Raw genomic sequence first — 17,812 nt, 5'->3', positions numbered from 1 at the left:
GATGGCTTGCTCAATCGGCGTTTAGAAAATAAGCCGAAGGGATAGAAGAATACAGGAGCCGTATACGAGGCCCGTACGTACGGTTCTGTGAGAGGGATGAGGCAAAAGCCTCACCCTACTCGATGTACCAAAATCAGTACTCTTTTTTAGTCTTTGGTTTTATTTAATAAGTGGTGCTGATGAATCGCGCTGCATTAAAGTAGGTTCAAAAAAGCGATTTATAACGAGGTTTTTATTTTGATATACGTCTTTAAGCACTAGTTTAGCTGCCATTTCGCCCATTTTCCCGACCGGATTATCTATGGTCGTGAGTGTAGGGTATAGGTAGTTTGCAAAAATAACGTTATCAAATCCAACAATCGATAAATCAATTGGTAAGTTATAACCGTGCTCTCGTGCATACTTCATGGCACCGGAGGCCATTTCGTCATTGGCGCATACCAGTGCAGTAAAGCTAAGTTTTTCATCAATAAAATGTTTTAAGCCTTTACTACCGCCAGTTTCGTTAAAGTCGCCAATATAATAAAGCGTAGGATCAAATTTAACACCAGCCTCTGTAAGCGCTTGTTTGTGACCTTCAAGTCTATTAAATGCATCGGCTTTAAACTGCGGACCTGCAATGTACGCTATTTGTGTATGGCCTTGATTTAATATCGATTTAGTGGCTAGGTAACCACCTAATTGATTATCTAGGCTGATACAGTTGTCTTTTAGTTGCTCTACGTAACGGCTCATTAAATAAACGGGTGTAGAGCCTTGGCTTAATTTTATTAGGTAGTCGTCTGAGACGGCTTCAACGTGCAAAATAATGGCATCGCAGCGTCTGCTAATTAAAAACTCAATGCCTTCTTGTTCTTTGTCTTCTTCACTGTGTCCGGTGGTAATAATAACGTGTTTACCCGCAGCACGAAGCTCTGATTCAATACCTGCCATCATTTGGGCAAAGAAAGGACCATGTAACTCAGACACTAAAATACCGACACTGTTAGTACAGTTAGAGGCTAAAGATTGCGCTATTGAATTAGGCTTGTAGCCAAGCTGCTCCATGGCATCAAGCACTTTTTGTTTGGTTTTATCGCTTACACGGGTATTTTTGTTCATCACGCGAGAAACGGTGGCTAACGATACGCCCGCAAGCTCTGAGACTTGATAAATTGTTGCCATGTTATTTGTTCACTCGCTTATCCTTAACTACTTCGGCTAAATAATACCTTAGAGTATATATCTTAACTAGCTGTTAGTTTAGATTGAATATTTTCAACAACCTGATTAGTCAGTGTATATTTTTTCATTATGTAGGCAACAAATAAAGATCCAAAAGCAGGTAACACAGTAAATGAAAGTAAAATACCGTGTTGAGTATCAAGTGTTTGTACTACATCGGCCTGATAACTGTAAAAAGATAACAACCAGCCTGCAATTGCGCCGCCTACCGCCACGCCCATTTTAATAAAAAATATGACGCCTGAATAAACTAAACCCGTAATGCGTACACCTGTTTTTTCATGCCCGTAATCTATGGTGTCGGCCATTTTTGCCCACAACAAAGGGGTTGCCATATCTAAAAAGAATTTCCATAAAATAAAGGCAGTAAATGCGAGTACTAATTGATCTTTACTAATAAAGTAACTAAAACCACAAATAGCGGCGGCAATAACTTGTAAGCTTATATAGGCTTTTATTTTACAAAAGCGCTTTGCAAGCGGTTGAGCTAAAGCACACCCTAGCATGCTTGCTGCAACGCCTAGTGTCATAAATAAGGTGATTAAATCGTCTCGACCTAAATAGTATTTTACGTAGTAAACAGCAAGCGTAAGCCTTAATACTTGACCGGTAAGTAAAAAAAACGCAGCTAAGCAAAGTGTTCGCCATTGATCGTTTTTAATTAATGCTTTAACACTTTGGGTAAAAGGAATGTTTTGCTCTTTTGGCTGTTGTATACGCTCTTTTGTGCCTAAAAAACAAAGTAAAAAAAGTACAAAGCCTAAAATGCTCATTGCAGTCATGGTGTATTGATAGCCCTTAGCTGCATCGCCTTGGCCAAAGTACTCAACCATTGGCATAGTACAACCCGCTACTATTACGCCGCCTAACATACCAAATACAAACCGGTAAGACTGAATAGTCACGCGCTCTTTTACATCTGCAGTAAGTACACCGCCCAGTGCACAATAAGGAATATTGATAGCGGTGTAAGCCACCATAAGAAGTGTGTAAGTAGTAAAGGCGTAAATTATTTTATCGGTGCCTTCTAAATCAGGCGTAGTAAACGCTAAAATACTAATAATGGCAAAAGGAAGTGAAAGCCAAAGTAGGTAGGGGCGAAAGTGCCCCCAGCGCGTATGTGTTTTGTCAGCAAGGTTGCCCATTAATGGGTCGGTTACGGCATCAAAAATACGTACTGCTAAAAACATAGTACCGACAACAGCGGGTGATAAACCCACTACGTCTGTGTAGTACAGCATTAAAAACATCATAACTGTTTGAAAAATGATATTACTGGCGGTGTCGCCTAAGCCATACGCTATTTTTTCTTTTACACTGACCATGATTATTTATCCCGCTTTATACTTGTTTTTAGTTATGGGTATGCTCTTATCTTTTAGAGATGAGTTCTTTATAAGCTAAGCCACTTTTTTTAATAGTGCGTTGCTGGGTTTTATAATCTACATACACAATACCAAAACGTTTTAAATAGCCTTCAGCCCATTCAAAGTTATCCATTAGACTCCAAGCAAAGTAGCCATGTATAACAACACCTTGTTCAATTGCATTATGAACCGCGTTTAAATGAGTATTATAATAACTTAAACGGTCTAAGTCGTTAACTTCACCATTATTATACGTATCGGGCATTGCTGCACCATTTTCGGTTATATAAATAGGCGGTAAGGTGTATGTTTTATTAAGCGATACGAGCAGGTCAGTGAACGATTGCGGGTAAATTTCCCACCCCATATCTGTCAACGGACCCGTAGGTGCAATGGGTTCATAAATATCAGTAGGGTGCGCTTTATAAACTTGGCGGGTATAAAAGTTAATGCCTAAGTAATCAATTGGCTGAGAAATTAATTCCATATCACCTGGGTGTATGTCTGGTAAGTGATCCTCAGGTAGTTGGCTAATTATATCAGGGTATTTACCGTCCATTATTGGTTTCATGTACCACTGATTTAAATAGTCATCAGCGTATTTGGCACTGTCTATGTCTTGTTGAGTATCTGTAAGTGGGTAGGCGGGTGTAAAGTTAAGCACAATGCCGTTTTGAGTATCAGGCGATGTTTTATTTAGCACGTTCATAGCCAGACCATGAGCGAGTAATAAGTGATGAGCTGCTTTTTTACCATACTGCTTGCCTACTAGACCTGGGGCATGTATGCCAATCTCGTAACCTAAAAACGCGCTGCAAAAGGGTTCGTTTAATGTAGCGTAAGAATACACTCGTGTTCCAAATGCGTTAGTAATTAGTTCTACGTACTGCTCAAATGCATAAGCTGTTTTTCTGTTAAGCCAGCCGCCTTCATCTTCAAGGTGTTGCGGTAAATCCCAGTGATACAAAGTAACAAAGGCTTTTATATTTTTTCGTTTTAGCTCATCTAAAATATCAGTATAAAACTTAACGCCTACAGGATTTAACTTTCCGTCTTGAGTCATAACGCGAGGCCATGAAATAGAAAGCCTGTAAGCATCAACACCTAGAGACTCTATTAAATCTATGTCTTGTTGCCAATTGTTGTAATGATCGCAGGCAATATGACCATGTGAATTATCAGCAATTTTACCTGCAGTACTACAAAAGGTATCCCAAATACACGGTAAGCGATGCTCATACCCGCCCTCTATCTGAAATGATGCTGTTGCTACACCATAAACAAAGTCTTTTGTTAATAGAGGTGAATTAAATGGTAATGATATTTTTGTCATTGGTTACAAACCTTTTTGAGAACTTAATTGCACGCTTAGCGCCTATTTTTACTGACTTTCAGCGGTTACAAAACATTATTAAAAATAAAAGTTGTTGAAATATGTAACATGTTCGTATTTAATTAGCCGTGAAAGCGCTTACATTTTTAGATTAATGTTAATTAATCTTCAGGTCAACTCTTTAATACTGCGCCTTAGCGGGGTTTGTATTAATTACTTACTGAAGATCAATTTATAATAATAAATTGCGGAGAGCACATGGCTAGTTCAGCACCACTGACATCACACACACAGTCGCAAAACCACCAAGATAAAAACTATGGTTTTGCACTTACATCTTTAACTTCACTATTTTTTATGTGGGGTTTTATTACCTGCTTAAATGATATTTTGATTCCGCATTTAAAAGCGGTTTTCGATTTAACTTATGTTCAAGCAATGCTTGTGCAGTTTTGCTTTTTTGGCGCTTACTTTTTAATGTCACTCCCTAGTGGATACATTGTTAAAAAGCTTGGTTATAAAAAAGGAATCGTGGTTGGGCTTTTAATTGCGGCAGTAGGGTGTATCTTATTTTACCCAGCAGCGTCTTTACATAGTTATCCTGTATTTTTATTTGCTTTATTTGTACTTGCAAGTGGCATAACGTTATTACAAGTATCTGCAAATCCTTATGTAAGTTTGTTGGGTTCAGCAAAAACTGCGTCGTCTCGTTTAACACTAACCCAAGCTTTTAACGCGTTGGGTACTACGGTTGCGCCATCATTTGGTGCTCTGTTAATTCTGGACTCAGCGTCAGAAGCCTTTTTAACACCTGCACAAAATGCAGAATCAGTACAACTTCCTTACCTCCTTTTAGCTGCAATGCTTATTTTACTAGCCGGTATTTTTGCATGGCTTAAATTACCAGACATTATGAGCGAGCAAAAAGCAGAAGCCGAAAAATCAGAGGCAATTGAAGGCAGTGCTTGGCAGTATCGCCATCTTGTATTAGGTGCTGTGGGTATATTTATGTATGTAGGCGCCGAAGTGGCAATTGGTAGCTTTTTAGTAAGCTTTTTAGCACAAGAAAATATAGCAGGGCTAAAAGAGCATGCTGCAGCTCATTACATCACTTATTATTTTGGTGGTGCTATGGTTGGGCGTTTTATTGGTGCTGCTGTAATGCAAAAATTACCTGCTGGTAAAGTACTTGGCTTTAACGCAACCATGGCTATTATTTTAGTCGTTATTGCCATGAGCACGTCGGGTCAATTAGCAATGTGGTCAATACTATTGGTTGGTTTATTCAATTCTATTATGTTCCCCACTATTTTTAGTTTAGCGTTAAATGGACTTGGCAAACATACAGCTCAAGGCTCTGGTATTTTGTGTTTGGCGATTGTGGGTGGTGCAATAGTGCCACTTTTACAAGGTGCACTTGCTGATACTGTGGGTGTTCAACTTTCGTATGTTTTACCTATTTTATGTTACATATTTATCGTGTTCTATGGTTTAAGCGGTAGCAAACCAGTTCAAGCGCAGGAGACTCTATAATGAAAACCCCTTTTACACTTAATAAAATAGCCTTAGCAACATTAATTGCATCAGTAGGTACTTTATCGGCTTGTTCAAACGACGCAGTGACATCGGTTGAAACTAATGAAACGTTATCTAAAACAGCGCAAATTTGGCCAAAACTTAATATTGCCGTTAAAAAAGATGCCGATATTGAAGCTAAAATAGTCAACTATTTAAAAGCCATGACACTTGAGCAAAAGGTTGCTCAAATGATTCAGCCAGAAATTCGTGATATTACCGTTGAAGACATGCGTAAATATGGCTTCGGTTCATATCTTAATGGTGGTGGCGCATTCCCTAATGGCGACAAACATGCAACACCTATGGACTGGGTAGCCTTAGCAGAGAGCTTTTATCAAGCTTCTGTCGACGACTCAGTTGATGGCAGTAGTATCCCAACTATGTGGGGCACCGATGCAGTACATGGCCATAATAATGTAATTGGTGCGACGTTATTTCCGCACAACATTGGTTTAGGCGCGGCGAATAATCCTGATTTAATCGAGCAAATAGCATCGATTACTGCAGTAGAGGTAATGGCTACGGGTATTGATTGGGTATTTGCACCCACAGTTGCCGTAGTGCGCGACGATCGCTGGGGAAGAACCTACGAAGGTTACTCAGAAGATCCAAAAATTGTACATGATTACTCAGCAGCCATAGTAAATGGCTTACAAGGTAAAGCCGATGACGATTTTTTAAGTGACAAGCGTGTAATTAGTACCGTTAAGCACTTTATTGGCGACGGTGGCACGGTTGATGGTGATGATCAGGGTAATAATATCGACAGTGAACAATCATTATTTGATATTCACGCACAAGGCTATGTAGGCGGTTTATCAGCAGGTAGCCAATCGGTTATGGCTTCTTTTAATAGCTGGAATGGCGTTAAAAATCACGGCAATAAATATCTACTTACTGATGTATTAAAAACACGAATGGGTTTTGATGGATTTGTAGTAGGCGATTGGAACGGTCACGGTCAAATTGAAGGCTGTACTAACGAAAGTTGTGCGCAAGCCGTTAATGCTGGCCTTGATATTTTCATGGTGCCAACAGGTGCCTGGAAGCCTCTTTATAACAATACAATTGCGCAAGTTAAGTCAGGCGAAATTAGTATGTCGCGTATTGATGACGCAGTGAGCAGAATATTACGCGTAAAACTTCGCGCTGGTTTATTTGATAAACCAAGCCCGGCTAAGCGTCTTTACTCTGGAAAAACAGAGCTAATTGGTGCCCAAGAGCACCGCGAAGTAGCACGTCAAGCTGTGCGCGAATCACTTGTGTTACTCAAAAATAAAAATAACCTATTGCCTATCGCAGCTAATCAACGCGTACTTGTTGCAGGTGATGGAGCCGATAATATAGGTAAACAGTCGGGTGGTTGGAGTATTACGTGGCAAGGTACTAATAATAAAAATGCTGATTTCCCTGGTGCTACTTCGATATATAAAGGGCTTGAAGATCAAATATCTGCAGCAGGTGGAAGTGTTACTTTAAGCGCTGATGGTACGTTTGAGCAACGTCCTGATGTTGCCATTGTTGTATTTGGTGAAGAACCTTACGCAGAAGGGCACGGCGATAAAGATAACCTTGAGTTTGAGCGCGGAAATAAAAAGTCATTAGCACTTTTAAACTCACTAAAAGAGCAAGGCATTCCTGTTGTATCTGTGTTTATATCAGGTCGACCTATGTGGGTTAACAGCGAACTTAACGCATCTGACGCGTTTGTAGCTGCATGGTTGCCAGGTACAGAAGGCGCAGGTATTGCTGATGTTTTATTAAAAGCGGCAGACGGCTCCATTCAAAATAACTTTAAAGGTAAATTATCGTTTTCTTGGCCTAAATCAGCAGTACAAACTGCGGTTAATAAAGGCGATGAAAATTACGACCCATTACTCCCTTATGGCTTTGGCTTATCGTACGGCGATAAAAACGTGTTAGCTGACGACCTTGATGAAGACTCTAAACTTGATAACTCTGGGCTTACGAGTATGGATATACTTGTTGGTGCACCTGTAGCACCATGGCGCTTATTGTTAAAATCGGGCGATGAGCTTTTAGATGTATCGAGTAGTACCCATGAATTTGGTGCAATTAAATACCGTACTGAGGACAAAACAGTACAAGAAGACGCGCGCCAATTTAACTTCAGCGGTACAGAAAAAGCCAGTGCTGAAATAGTAACAAGCTTTGCAGAAGATACCATTGCCTATGTTGAAGCCGATAGTGTGATTAGCTTTGATATTAAATTAAACCAAGCACTAACGAGCGATATAGCACTTGCTATGACTTGCTCGGGTGAATGTGGTGCAAGCATTGATTTAGCAAACGTAGTGGATAAAACCATTGAGAATAAATGGCAGTCAGTATCAATCGATTTAGGTTGTTTTGCTGATAAGGGTGTTAATTTTGCAAACCTAACAAGCCCATTTAGTTTACGCAGCAATGGTAAAGCGTCAATTTCTGTAGCTAATATTCAGTTTGTGCCAAATAAGGCAGACGAGGCTACACTGTCTTGTAAGTAGTTTATTAACTCTATTGTGTGTATACCAAAGCCCTTCGAATGAAGGGCTTTTTTTATGTAGAGGTAAACTGCATAAACACTTGAGCTGATTGATATAACTTAATAGGAACTGGTCGCTATAAATACAAAGGGTTACCGCGTTTTTATAAGAGGGGCCTTTTTTATAATTACTTATAAAATAATTAGCACTGCATTAAGAGGTTTTTCTCGTCAAAGCTGACTACTTTATCTCTGCCAGTTTCTTTAGCAAGATAAAGGCGCTTATCAGCCAGCGACAGTAAGTCTTTTACACTCATTTTACCATTTAGTGCACTACTCACACCGGCGCTTACAGATAGGTTAATATGCGAGTTTTGATAATAAAATGGATGCTTAGAAATATTTTCACGTAAGTGCTCTGCATATTCTTTAGCTGCTCGTAGAGAATAGTCTGGTAGTAATATAGCAAACTCTTCACCGCCTATTCTGGCGCAAATACCTTCCTCAATAAATTGCTCTTTTATGTGCTGCGCAATCCATTTAATTGCTTGATCGCCGGTGTCGTGGCCGTACTTATCATTTACACGCTTGAAAAAATCGATATCTAGAATAATTACAGATACGTTTTTATCACTGTTGTTAGGTTGTTTAAGGGTTTCTTTGGCATTATTAAAGAAGCCTCTTCGATTAAATAATTGTGTAAGAGAGTCGGTGTTCGCAAGGTTCGATAGCGTGTATTCACTATTAGAAAATAACAAAAATGGCAGTATAAGAGCACTTAGAGTGGCTAACAGTAAATGACTAATAAGAACAATTTGTAAAGGCGTTGCTACATCCTGAATACTCGAGCTCAGTACCGGTATTAGTAGAAATATTACGTTTAAAAACATAACACCGCTGTGCACTAAAAAGCAGGTGATCAACGCCTTTTTCTGGGCTTTAGCAACAAAGCTCATGCTTTTGATTAAATACGCCGTGTAAATAAATAATCCGGCAATTACTAAGCTCGTTAGCATTTTTGCTGCTTCGAAAGGATAAATTGCCAATAACAATAAACCAGAAAACCCAAATATGCAGTAAAGAGGCATTAAACTAATATTCTGTATATTTTTATATTTATATAGTCCAATAATAATTAAAAGTGGGCTCATAATCATAGAAATACTAGCCAAGTAGTGGGTTATCAAAGGAAAGTCTATGTATAAGCGCAAACATGCCAGTATTTCTGTTAGAGCAAATGTGGCACAGGCTAAACCAAATAGTAGAAAAGATGTTTGTTTTTTATATTTATAAATTGAGAGAAAGAATAAGCTTATGAGTAAGTTAAGAATAAAAGAGAGGAAGATCACAGTAGGCAAATGAAACATGATTTATTCTCTTTATTATAAAATGATGAAATATATATTCAATTAAGTGTGTAATTATTATGTATTAATAAGAAAAGGTCAATTCGGTTAAAAGGATTGCTTTTCAATTTTCTGCATTCTACCTTAAGAATTATTAACGCCAGCTAAACCAAGCTCTCTAAAGCTGATTTAATATCTGGATGATGAAAACGATAATTATGAGCTAATACTTTTTTAGGAACTACAAATTGCCCCGTTGTAAGTAAGTCTGACATTTCACCCATTAATAGTTTAAGCACTACGGTTGGCATAGGGATAAATGCAGGTCGTGATAACGCCTCGCCTAAGCTTTTACTAAATTGAGCGTTGCTCACAGGGTTTGGTGCAGTTGCGTTAACAGGACCTGATATTTCAGGATGTCTAATAATAAAAAGTATTAGCTGAATCATATCGTCGATGTGTATCCACGACATACCTTGCTCGCCATCACCAATAGGGCCACCCAAGCATAATTTAAAAGCGGGTAGCATTTTACTTAATGCCCCACCTTTTTTGGCCAAAACAATACCCGTGCGTAATAGACACACTCTGGTTTGTTCTGATTGCGCAAGTAAAGCTGCACTTTCCCAGTCTTTACAAAGCTGGTGGCTAAATTCATCATGCGGATTTTCACAGGTCTCATCAATAGTGTTACTATTTTGTCGACCATACAAGCCTACAGCACTTCCAGAAATAAAAGTATGCGGGGGAGTGCTACAAGCTTTAATAGCTTCGCTAATTTTTTGTGTAATACCAATACGGCTGTCGCGTATTATTTGCTTTTGCTTGTCGCTCCAGCGTTTATTTACAATTGGTTCGCCAGCTAGATTAATAACAATATCAACGGTGTTAAAATCTACTTCATTAACATTGCTTACGGCTTTAACTTTATGTCCCAGTAATACGTTAGCTTTAGTCGGATTTCGGCTAAGCACAGTAACAGTATTATGATGAAGTAAAAAAGGGCATAAGTGCTTACCAATTAATCCTGTCGCGCCAGTAACAAATATATGCATTATTAATCCTTACAATAAAATAGTAGCAAGTGATTAAAAAACATACTCGCTAGCAAACAGCTTTGCAAATTTATACGTAAAACAGGCTTTTATGATCACTTCGTCATTATTTCATTTAATTACCTTTTGCCTTACACTAAGGCCATATAATTAATAAAAGGATTAATAAATTGGCAAGTTTAACTGGAGTAAATAAAAGCTTAATAGTTTTTGCTTCCTTAGTGGTCGTACTCGCGGGGATAAAAGCAGCAAGTGTAATTATTATTCCGTTTATTTTGGCAGCGTTTATTGCCATTATTTGTAACCCGCTTATTAAGTTTTTTGCGCGCTACCGAATTCCTAAAGGTATTGCTGTTATGTTGGTAGTGCTTATTATCGTAGGCTTAGGTGTGAGCCTTGGCGGGCTTGTTGGGCAATCAATAAATGATTTTTCGCAGCAACTTCCTGAGTATAAAACACAACTCAAAGAAGAATTTGTATGGCTGGTAGATTTAGCATCTCAATACAATATATTGCTCAATAAAGATCAATTAATCAATATGTTCGACCCAGGTAGAATGGTTGATGTAGCCACTAATATGCTCACCGGTTTAGGTGGCGTAATGGCAAACATGTTTTTAATTATTTTAACTGTTGTTTTTATGCTGTTTGAAGGGCCAATGCTGAGCAAAAAAATACACATGGCACTTGAAGATCCTGATAGCAAAATGAAGCAAATTAACCGCTTTTTAGAGTCTATTAATTCATATTTGGCAATTAAAACGCTAGTAAGTTTAGGGACGGGTATTATTGCTGCGTTTTACTTATGGATTTTAGACGTTGACTACTTTGTTCTGTGGGGGGTATTGGCGTTTATGTTCAATTACATTCCAAATATTGGATCAATTATTGCGGCTGTACCAGCTGTATTACTTGCGCTTATTACTCAAGGCCCGTTAGTAGCAGGACTTGTTGCTGCAGGATATTTAACAATCAATACGGTAATGGGCAATATTGTAGAGCCTAAATTTTTGGGCAAAGGGCTCGGTCTTTCAACGCTAGTGATATTTTTATCATTAATATTTTGGGGCTGGTTATTAGGTTCTGTGGGTATGCTTTTATCTGTGCCATTAACTATGATTGTAAAAATAGCCCTAGAAGCCAGTGCAGAAGGTAAGTGGGTTGCCACTTTACTGGGCAGTGGCGAAGACGTTGCTAAAAATAACTAACATCTATAACCATCAAGGGCTGTAAAATTAAAGCCCTTGATGGTTAAGTTATCAGTAAATATAGGGCTATTAATTAACAAACAATTTAATAGCGTCATCCACTGCGTTTATTGCGCCTTCTAAATATCCCGCTTCTTGTTTTGCAAACTCACTCGCTACAAAATGAATATTGAGGTTATTTAATTGCTCATCTAAGCCTGAAAAATCAAATTCAGGGTGCTGCGAAGGCTGAGTTTGAGCGTCTCTATCCGCTACAAACTTATCGTCTGCCCAGTCTTTAATAAAGTACCCGTTGCCTTTTGAGCATCTTTACCATAAAAGTAGCTAAGCTGCTGGACACAGGCTTGAATTAATTGCTCTTGAGTTACTTGATTTCGTGATAAGTAGGGCACACCTATAAAGCCAAATAATGCGGCGTAATTGCCATCTTCAGCACTGGCGTCGTGAATTTCGACCATAAGGCCTACGCGGCTAAAGCACTGCCCTGATAAGTTTTTATCACGCCAAAATGCATGTTCAAAAGTAGCTATAAATTTGGCTTGTCCTGCCATCCATGTAGGTACACTACTAAGGCGGTTTATGAGTGCTGGAGTCGCCCATAGTTCAGGTGTTAAGTGTGTTGTAACCATACGAGCAGGAACTGCTGAAATTAGTTTTTCAGTAGTAAAGTGCTTAATATTACCTAAGTGATTAACCGTAATTTGCCAGTTGTTATCACCTTTTTTAAGCTCAGTGACATTGTGTTCTAATAACACAGAATCAGGATTAAGTTGCGCGTATAAGGCAGTTATTAAGGTATTCATGCCGTGCTTAAGCCTAAATAACTGCATATCTCCAGCACCTGCAATTTGTTGAGGCTGCTTGGAATTAGGTGCTTGATATAACACATCACCTTTGTTGTATTGCTCAAATATACTCAAGTTGAGTGACTTTACTAAAGCTTGAATTTTTGGTTGGTGGGGAAATATCCACGTAGGGCCCAAATCAAAACTAACATCGTTATTTATTGGTGATTGCGCGGCAAAAATTCGACCGCCTAATAGCGATTTAGCTTCCAGTAATAAGAACTGAATATTAAGTTTTTGTAATTTATACGCACAGTATAAGCCGGCAAGTCCGCCACCTATAATTATTACTGGTTTAGTCATTTTTATTACCCATTTAGCAATCTACTAGTAGATAGTTTGTTTTGATATAAATAAATTGTCAAGCGGAGCGGGGAGTGTACAGAATAACTTAACTAATTAGTTTTGTTAGAATGGGTGTTTTAGTGATTCTGTAAATTGATTTATAAGCTCAATTTCACAGAGTTTATAGCTAATGGCTGCGGTTGTCGCATTAGGAAGTTTTATTAAATAGCGCCATTGGCAGGCGCTCTCCAGGTACTTTTCGCTATTAGTAATGCTACGCATAAATAACGGAAGTACTTGAGTATTACCTGTGATTTCTTGTGATTTAGTTAGCTCATATTTGCGCTTTTGTATCCAACTGCCTTGTACTTGCTTTGCTTTATCAATTTGGGTATCTAGGCATTGAATATACCGCTTAGCTTCATCGGTTGTTGCTTTAGCGGCTAAAGTACATGCCTCATCTGCCAAGCTGTACTGGCTTGTAGCTAATAGCACAATGGCAGTGAGTTTTAATAAATAGTTACTTTTTGTCATTGTAATTAAACTCTAAAATAAATTGAGCGCCGGCTAATTTATCAGCATCGGTAATGGTTAGCGTACCGTGATACGACTTAACTAAATCTGATACAATCGCCATGCCTACACCGTGTCCGCTTTCGTAAGTATCGAGGCGAGTACCACGTGTAAGTAAAGATTCGCGCTTATCTTCTGGCACGCCAGGACCATCGTCGCTAATTCCAATACACAGGGTTTTACTTTGGATTACTTGTATTTCTACTTGCGAGCGACATGCTTTACACGCGTTATCAATCAAGTTACCGAGTAATTCCATTAAATCTGTTTGATCGCCTAAAAAATAATCTTTTTCAGTTACAGTGCAGCTAAAAATAATATCTTTATCACGATATACTTTTGCCATAGCACTGAGTATTGAATCGAGTACTGGCTTAACAGGGGTTTGTTTTTTCCACGTGTCTGATGCGCCTGTTGCAGCACGTTTTAATTGGTGCTCGATCATCACATTAATGCGGTCGAGTTGTTCTTGTGCATCGGCATCGTTTGCCAATGGACTTGATTTTAATACAGCCAGCGGCGTTTTGAGTGCATGAGCAAGGTCGCTCAATGAGGCTCTATAGCGTTCCTTTTGGCGTTGTTGCGACTCAAGTAGCAAGTTTAGATCTGCTTTTATTGTTTGCAGTTCTACTGGGTAGAGGCCTTTAATTTCTTGAATATCGCCTGATTCAATCGCTTTTATTTCTTTATCGAGTCGTTGGAGTGGGCGAGCGCTCCAAATGAAACCAATCGCCATCAGGCCTGCAATTGCAATCCCCATGATAAACATCCAATCTACAAGGGTTTGCTTAAAGCCATCCATTAAACGAAGTAGAGCGTCGTTACGTTTAACTAATATAAAGCGAGCTTGTTCTGATTGATCTATGTTGTTTAAAATTACAGTCAGGCTAAGTTGCCAATAAGCGGTATTATTATATTCTACACGCCTAAAGTCGGCAGCACCTGCCTTGGTCTCTATTTGTTGAGGTACATAGTTTAAATTTACAGCCGACTCTGAGTTCCAAACCGGGTCATCATCGCGGTAGATCATTGCGTAGGTATCAGAATTTAATCTGTTTAACTCAGGCGCTAGAATAGTGCTGGGCATAATAATACCATGCTCAGTAAAATCGACTTCAGATATTAGCGAGTAGAGTTGTGCTTCGAGGGTTTTTTCTGTCGCATCAACAAGTGAAGCGTAATACGCCTTACCAATTGAATAAAATAAGATAGGAAGTGCGACTAACAAAACAAAGACAAGGATAAATCCTTGCCTTATTTTTAACGATATTTGCGGTATTACCACTGGCTTTTAAGCCTGTAACCACGCCCACGTAGTGTTTCTACTGGGTTTAGTACGCCTTCAGGGTCAAGCTTTTTACGCAAACGTAGTACAAATACTTCAATTACGTTTGAATCAAGGTCGAAATCTTGGTCGTAAATGTGCTCAGTCAGTTCTGATTTAGAAATTACTTTTTGCGGATTTACCATTAAGTATTCAAGTACTTTATATTCGTAAGCTGTCAGGCTAAGTTCTTTGTCATCAACCCATACTTGTTGTGAACGTGTATGGATTTTAATTGGACCTGCAGTCATTTCTGGATTTGCTTTACCAGCACTGCGACGAATTAATGCATTACAACGGGCAATAAGCTCTTCAACATGAAATGGCTTAGTAAGGTAGTCATCGGCACCTGCATCTAAACCTTCTACTTTATCTTGCCAGCGATCGCGCGCGGTTAAGATTAAAATAGGGATTGTAATGCCTTGTGCTCGTGCTTTATTAATTAGCTCAATACCGTCTATTTTAGGTAAACCTAAATCAACTACGGCCATATCAAGCGGGTATTCTGTAATGTGGAAAAGACCTGCTTCACCATCGTGGCATAAATCCACGCTGTAACGTTCTTTTTCTAAGGCATTACGTAGGTTATCTGCTAAATGTAAATCGTCTTCTATAACTAAAATTCGCATTTTTAATCCTTTTTCACTTCGCCGGTTTTTTTATTAATATGTAAATCAACGACGTGGCCGTCAGATTTGAGTATTCGTACGGTATAAAAATCTGTTTTTTCAGTGATCTTTAATGTCTTACCGCCAATTGTTTTCTTTGCGAGTATTACGGCTTTCTTTTTGTCCACCTCAGCATGAGATGCTTGGGTGGCGGTTGCTGCTTGACTAAAGTTAGCTAAGCTAACACAAGCAATAAAACCGAGGCTTAATAATACGCGCATAATGGAAAACTCCTAGACCAGACTCACTTAGTTTAATTAACTAAGTTACTAAAATTCAAGTAAAAACGGTAAATTCGTTTTTATCCTGATAATTTTAATTAAAATCCTGTGAACAAACCCTGAATTACAGTGTAACGCACGCTCTAGGGTTTAATACTTTTTAAGCAGGAAATACCTTTTTAAAAGGTTTAACAATTGTATTTTCATAGATGCCTGCGGCAACGTAAGGGTCTGCTGCTGCCCACTCTCGAGCTGCTTCAATTGATTCAAATTCAGCAACCACTAATGAACCGGTAAAACCTGCTTCTTGAGGATCCTCACTATCGACTGCCGGTAATGGACCGGCGGTAAGTAGACGGTTTTGTGAATCAAGCTCACTAAGGCGTGCTAAATGTGCCGGGCGTGCTGCTTTTCTAAGCTCTAAGCTATTTTCAACGTCTGTTGAGTGAATCATGTACAACATAAGGAATCTCATAAAAATTGTTAAATTTGATTAACGCAATACTACCACAGCGTTGAAAATTGGTGAATTAAAAGCGTATTTACACAGGTTTACACTTCGATTTTATTTTTAAGCTGTAATTGCTTGAAAACCTCTGTGTAACACTGGTAGAGTCGCTGAAATATACAAAATAATAAAAAGGTTTTATGCATGAGCGAAAATAGAGAACGATTTAGTTCCCGCCTTGGATTCATAATGGCAGCGGCCGGTTCAGCTGTTGGTATTGGTAATTTAGTTGGTTTTCCGGTTTCTGCTACTAAAAATGGTGGTGGCGCATTCTTATTAATTTACGCTTTATTTGTCATATTCATTTGTTTACCAGTCATGATGGCTGAAATGGCAATGGGTCGTAACGCTCAAAAAGATCCACTTGGTTCGTACAAACTATTATCTAATAACGATAAAAAATGGAAGTTAGCTGGTTTTTTTGCGGTGCTTACACCATTTATGATTGCTGTATTTTATATGGTGATTACGGTTTGGATCTTTGGTTATTTAACGCAAACAGGCCTCGGTAATTTAGATTTACTTGCAGATCCTGGCCACTTTGGTGTTTTTATTAATAGTTACACTGTGTTTGGTTATATGGCTGTTGTGGTTATTATCGTTAACTTAATTTTGTTAGGTGGTGTTAAACAAGGCATAGAAAAAGCCGCCAAATTTTTAATGCCCGCTTTATTAGTTATGCTACTAGCTCTAGTTACTTATGTATTAACGCTTGATAACGCAATGGCCGGTGTTAAATACTACATTATTCCTGATTTTTCTAAGATGAGTGCAAGTGTACTTAATGGCGCATTAAGCCAAGCGTTTTTCTCGCTATCGCTGGGTATGGGTATATTAATGACTTACGCGTCGTACATTTCTAAAAAAGATGACATTGTAAGCAGTGCTAAAATGGTCGCTATTACTGACTCACTCGTTGCGTTTGTAGCGGGGCTAATGGTGTTGCCAGCGATATTTAGCTTTGACCCAAATACAGACCCATCAGCACTTTCTGATTCGTCCGTATCAATGATTTTTGTATACCTACCTAAAATATTATTAGCACTGCAAAATGATATTGGTTATGTAGGTGCGTCTATTGTTGCGTTCTCATTCTTCTTATTAGTATTTTTTGCAGCGATTACTTCACTTGTTTCAATAGTGGAGGTACCGACAGCAACACTAAGCGACCGTAAAGGTATTAGCCGTAAAAAAGCACTGGGCATCCTTACACTTTCAACCGGTGTACTTACTATTTTATGTACAATGTCGTTTGGTATGATTGACAGCCTTACATCTTTCACCAGTTATGGCGGCGTTAGTAAGAGCTTTTTTGATATTATTGTTGATGTATTTTACGACACAATTTTACCGCTTAATGGCTTAATGGTGTGTTTGTTTGTAATGTACCGCTGGAAAAAAGCACGCTTAACACAAGAGCTAAGCTTAGGTTCGCCTAATTATGCGGGAAGCTTGATGGAAAAGTACGTTAACTTTTCACTTTCAACGTTTATTCCTGTCATTCTAGCTGTAATATTTATAAATACAGTGGCGACTAAGTTTTTTGATTTAAAAATATTTGGTTTTTAATAGGCCTCTTTAAAAGCTTATTGAATAATATAATGTCGCTCAGTTAAGCTTAGCGGCATTTTTTATAGGCGTTTTTTACAGGTATCTGGTCTAACTATTATACCAACCTGCATAAATCTTTGATCAATTTAACGAATTAAATTGCACTATAACGTCGTTAAAAATTTTTTATTTAGAACAACTAGATACAAAAATTTTTGCCTAGTTCTAGCGTAATTTTCTT

14 protein-coding genes and 1 pseudogene are annotated in these 17,812 nt (G+C 38.5%); 4 read left to right on the top strand and 11 right to left on the bottom strand.

Annotation, left to right across the window (positions count from 1 at the left end; genetic code table 11):
* Window positions 1-159 precede the first annotated feature (159 nt).
* From H4J63_RS17245 to H4J63_RS17235, 3 genes are all read right to left on the bottom strand, one after another.
* A complete protein-coding gene (locus tag H4J63_RS17245; RefSeq protein ID WP_182197719.1) occupies window positions 160-1,164 on the bottom strand; it encodes a LacI family DNA-binding transcriptional regulator in 1,005 nt (334 codons plus the stop codon).
* A gap of 62 nt (window positions 1,165-1,226) precedes the next feature.
* Window positions 1,227-2,549 (bottom strand): glycoside-pentoside-hexuronide (GPH):cation symporter, encoded by a 1,323-nt coding sequence (locus H4J63_RS17240; protein ID WP_182197718.1) that lies wholly within the window; start codon window positions 2,547-2,549, stop codon window positions 1,227-1,229.
* 46 nt (window positions 2,550-2,595) lie between these two features.
* The gene (locus tag H4J63_RS17235) at window positions 2,596-3,924 is read right to left on the bottom strand and encodes a GH1 family beta-glucosidase (protein WP_182197717.1); all 1,329 of its coding nucleotides are present in this window, start codon (window positions 3,922-3,924) and stop codon (window positions 2,596-2,598) included.
* A 258-nt stretch (window positions 3,925-4,182) separates the two neighbouring features.
* On the opposite strand from H4J63_RS17235, the gene H4J63_RS17230 reads away from it, so the two are divergent.
* Window positions 4,183-5,457, top strand: coding sequence for a sugar MFS transporter (locus H4J63_RS17230; RefSeq protein WP_121955198.1), 1,275 nt, complete (start codon window positions 4,183-4,185; stop codon window positions 5,455-5,457).
* Entirely contained in the window at window positions 5,457-8,009 is a 2,553-nt protein-coding gene (locus H4J63_RS17225; protein WP_182197716.1) for an exo 1,3/1,4-beta-D-glucan glucohydrolase, read from the top strand. Before H4J63_RS17230 ends, H4J63_RS17225 begins: the two co-directional genes overlap by 1 nt.
* Before the next feature lie 181 nt (window positions 8,010-8,190).
* Here the strand turns inward: H4J63_RS17225 and H4J63_RS17220 are convergent, their stop codons facing one another.
* Together H4J63_RS17220 and H4J63_RS17215 are read right to left on the bottom strand one after the other, a co-directional pair.
* The gene (locus H4J63_RS17220) at window positions 8,191-9,144 is read right to left on the bottom strand and encodes a GGDEF domain-containing protein (protein ID WP_182197714.1); all 954 of its coding nucleotides are present in this window, start codon (window positions 9,142-9,144) and stop codon (window positions 8,191-8,193) included.
* A gap of 353 nt (window positions 9,145-9,497) precedes the next feature.
* Window positions 9,498-10,388 (bottom strand): TIGR01777 family oxidoreductase, encoded by an 891-nt coding sequence (locus H4J63_RS17215; RefSeq protein ID WP_182197712.1) that lies wholly within the window; start codon window positions 10,386-10,388, stop codon window positions 9,498-9,500.
* Window positions 10,389-10,558: 170 nt separating this feature from the next.
* On the opposite strand from H4J63_RS17215, the gene H4J63_RS17210 reads away from it, so the two are divergent.
* Window positions 10,559-11,596, top strand: a complete 1,038-nt coding sequence (locus H4J63_RS17210; protein WP_182197710.1) for an AI-2E family transporter — start codon at window positions 10,559-10,561, stop codon at window positions 11,594-11,596.
* 69 nt (window positions 11,597-11,665) lie between these two features.
* Here H4J63_RS17210 and H4J63_RS17205 read toward each other — a convergent pair.
* From H4J63_RS17205 to H4J63_RS17180, 6 genes and pseudogenes are all read right to left on the bottom strand, one after another.
* Window positions 11,666-12,744, bottom strand: a pseudogene (locus H4J63_RS17205) (flavin monoamine oxidase family protein).
* Between the two features lie 105 nt (window positions 12,745-12,849).
* Window positions 12,850-13,260 (bottom strand): hypothetical protein, encoded by a 411-nt coding sequence (locus H4J63_RS17200; protein WP_182197708.1) that lies wholly within the window; start codon window positions 13,258-13,260, stop codon window positions 12,850-12,852.
* On the bottom strand, window positions 13,247-14,584 hold the full coding sequence (locus H4J63_RS17195; protein WP_076925914.1) for an ATP-binding protein: 1,338 nt from the start codon (window positions 14,582-14,584) through the stop codon (window positions 13,247-13,249). The genes H4J63_RS17200 and H4J63_RS17195 overlap by 14 nt, the downstream gene beginning before the upstream one ends.
* Complete coding sequence (locus H4J63_RS17190; protein WP_007375447.1) at window positions 14,578-15,252, bottom strand: response regulator transcription factor; 675 nt, start codon at window positions 15,250-15,252, stop codon at window positions 14,578-14,580. Before H4J63_RS17190 ends, H4J63_RS17195 begins: the two co-directional genes overlap by 7 nt.
* A gap of 2 nt (window positions 15,253-15,254) precedes the next feature.
* Entirely contained in the window at window positions 15,255-15,512 is a 258-nt protein-coding gene (locus H4J63_RS17185) for a PepSY domain-containing protein (RefSeq protein WP_024594903.1), read from the bottom strand.
* A 160-nt stretch (window positions 15,513-15,672) separates the two neighbouring features.
* A complete protein-coding gene (locus H4J63_RS17180) occupies window positions 15,673-15,975 on the bottom strand; it encodes a YciI family protein (RefSeq protein ID WP_024599115.1) in 303 nt (100 codons plus the stop codon).
* Window positions 15,976-16,164: 189 nt separating this feature from the next.
* Here H4J63_RS17180 and H4J63_RS17175 point away from each other — a divergent pair, with 189 nt between their 5' ends.
* Window positions 16,165-17,589 carry a sodium-dependent transporter gene (locus H4J63_RS17175; RefSeq protein WP_024599116.1) on the top strand — a complete coding sequence of 475 codons (1,425 nt, stop codon included), beginning with the start codon at window positions 16,165-16,167 and terminating at the stop codon, window positions 17,587-17,589.
* The last annotated feature ends 223 nt before the right edge of the window (window positions 17,590-17,812 follow it).

Origin of the sequence: Pseudoalteromonas sp. 5Ae-yellow, from assembly GCF_014077565.1 — a bacterium.
Lineage (GTDB): Bacteria > Pseudomonadota > Gammaproteobacteria > Enterobacterales > Alteromonadaceae > Pseudoalteromonas.
The sequence above is the reverse complement of the archived record's forward strand: the minus strand, read 5'-3'. Positions and strand labels throughout refer to the sequence as shown.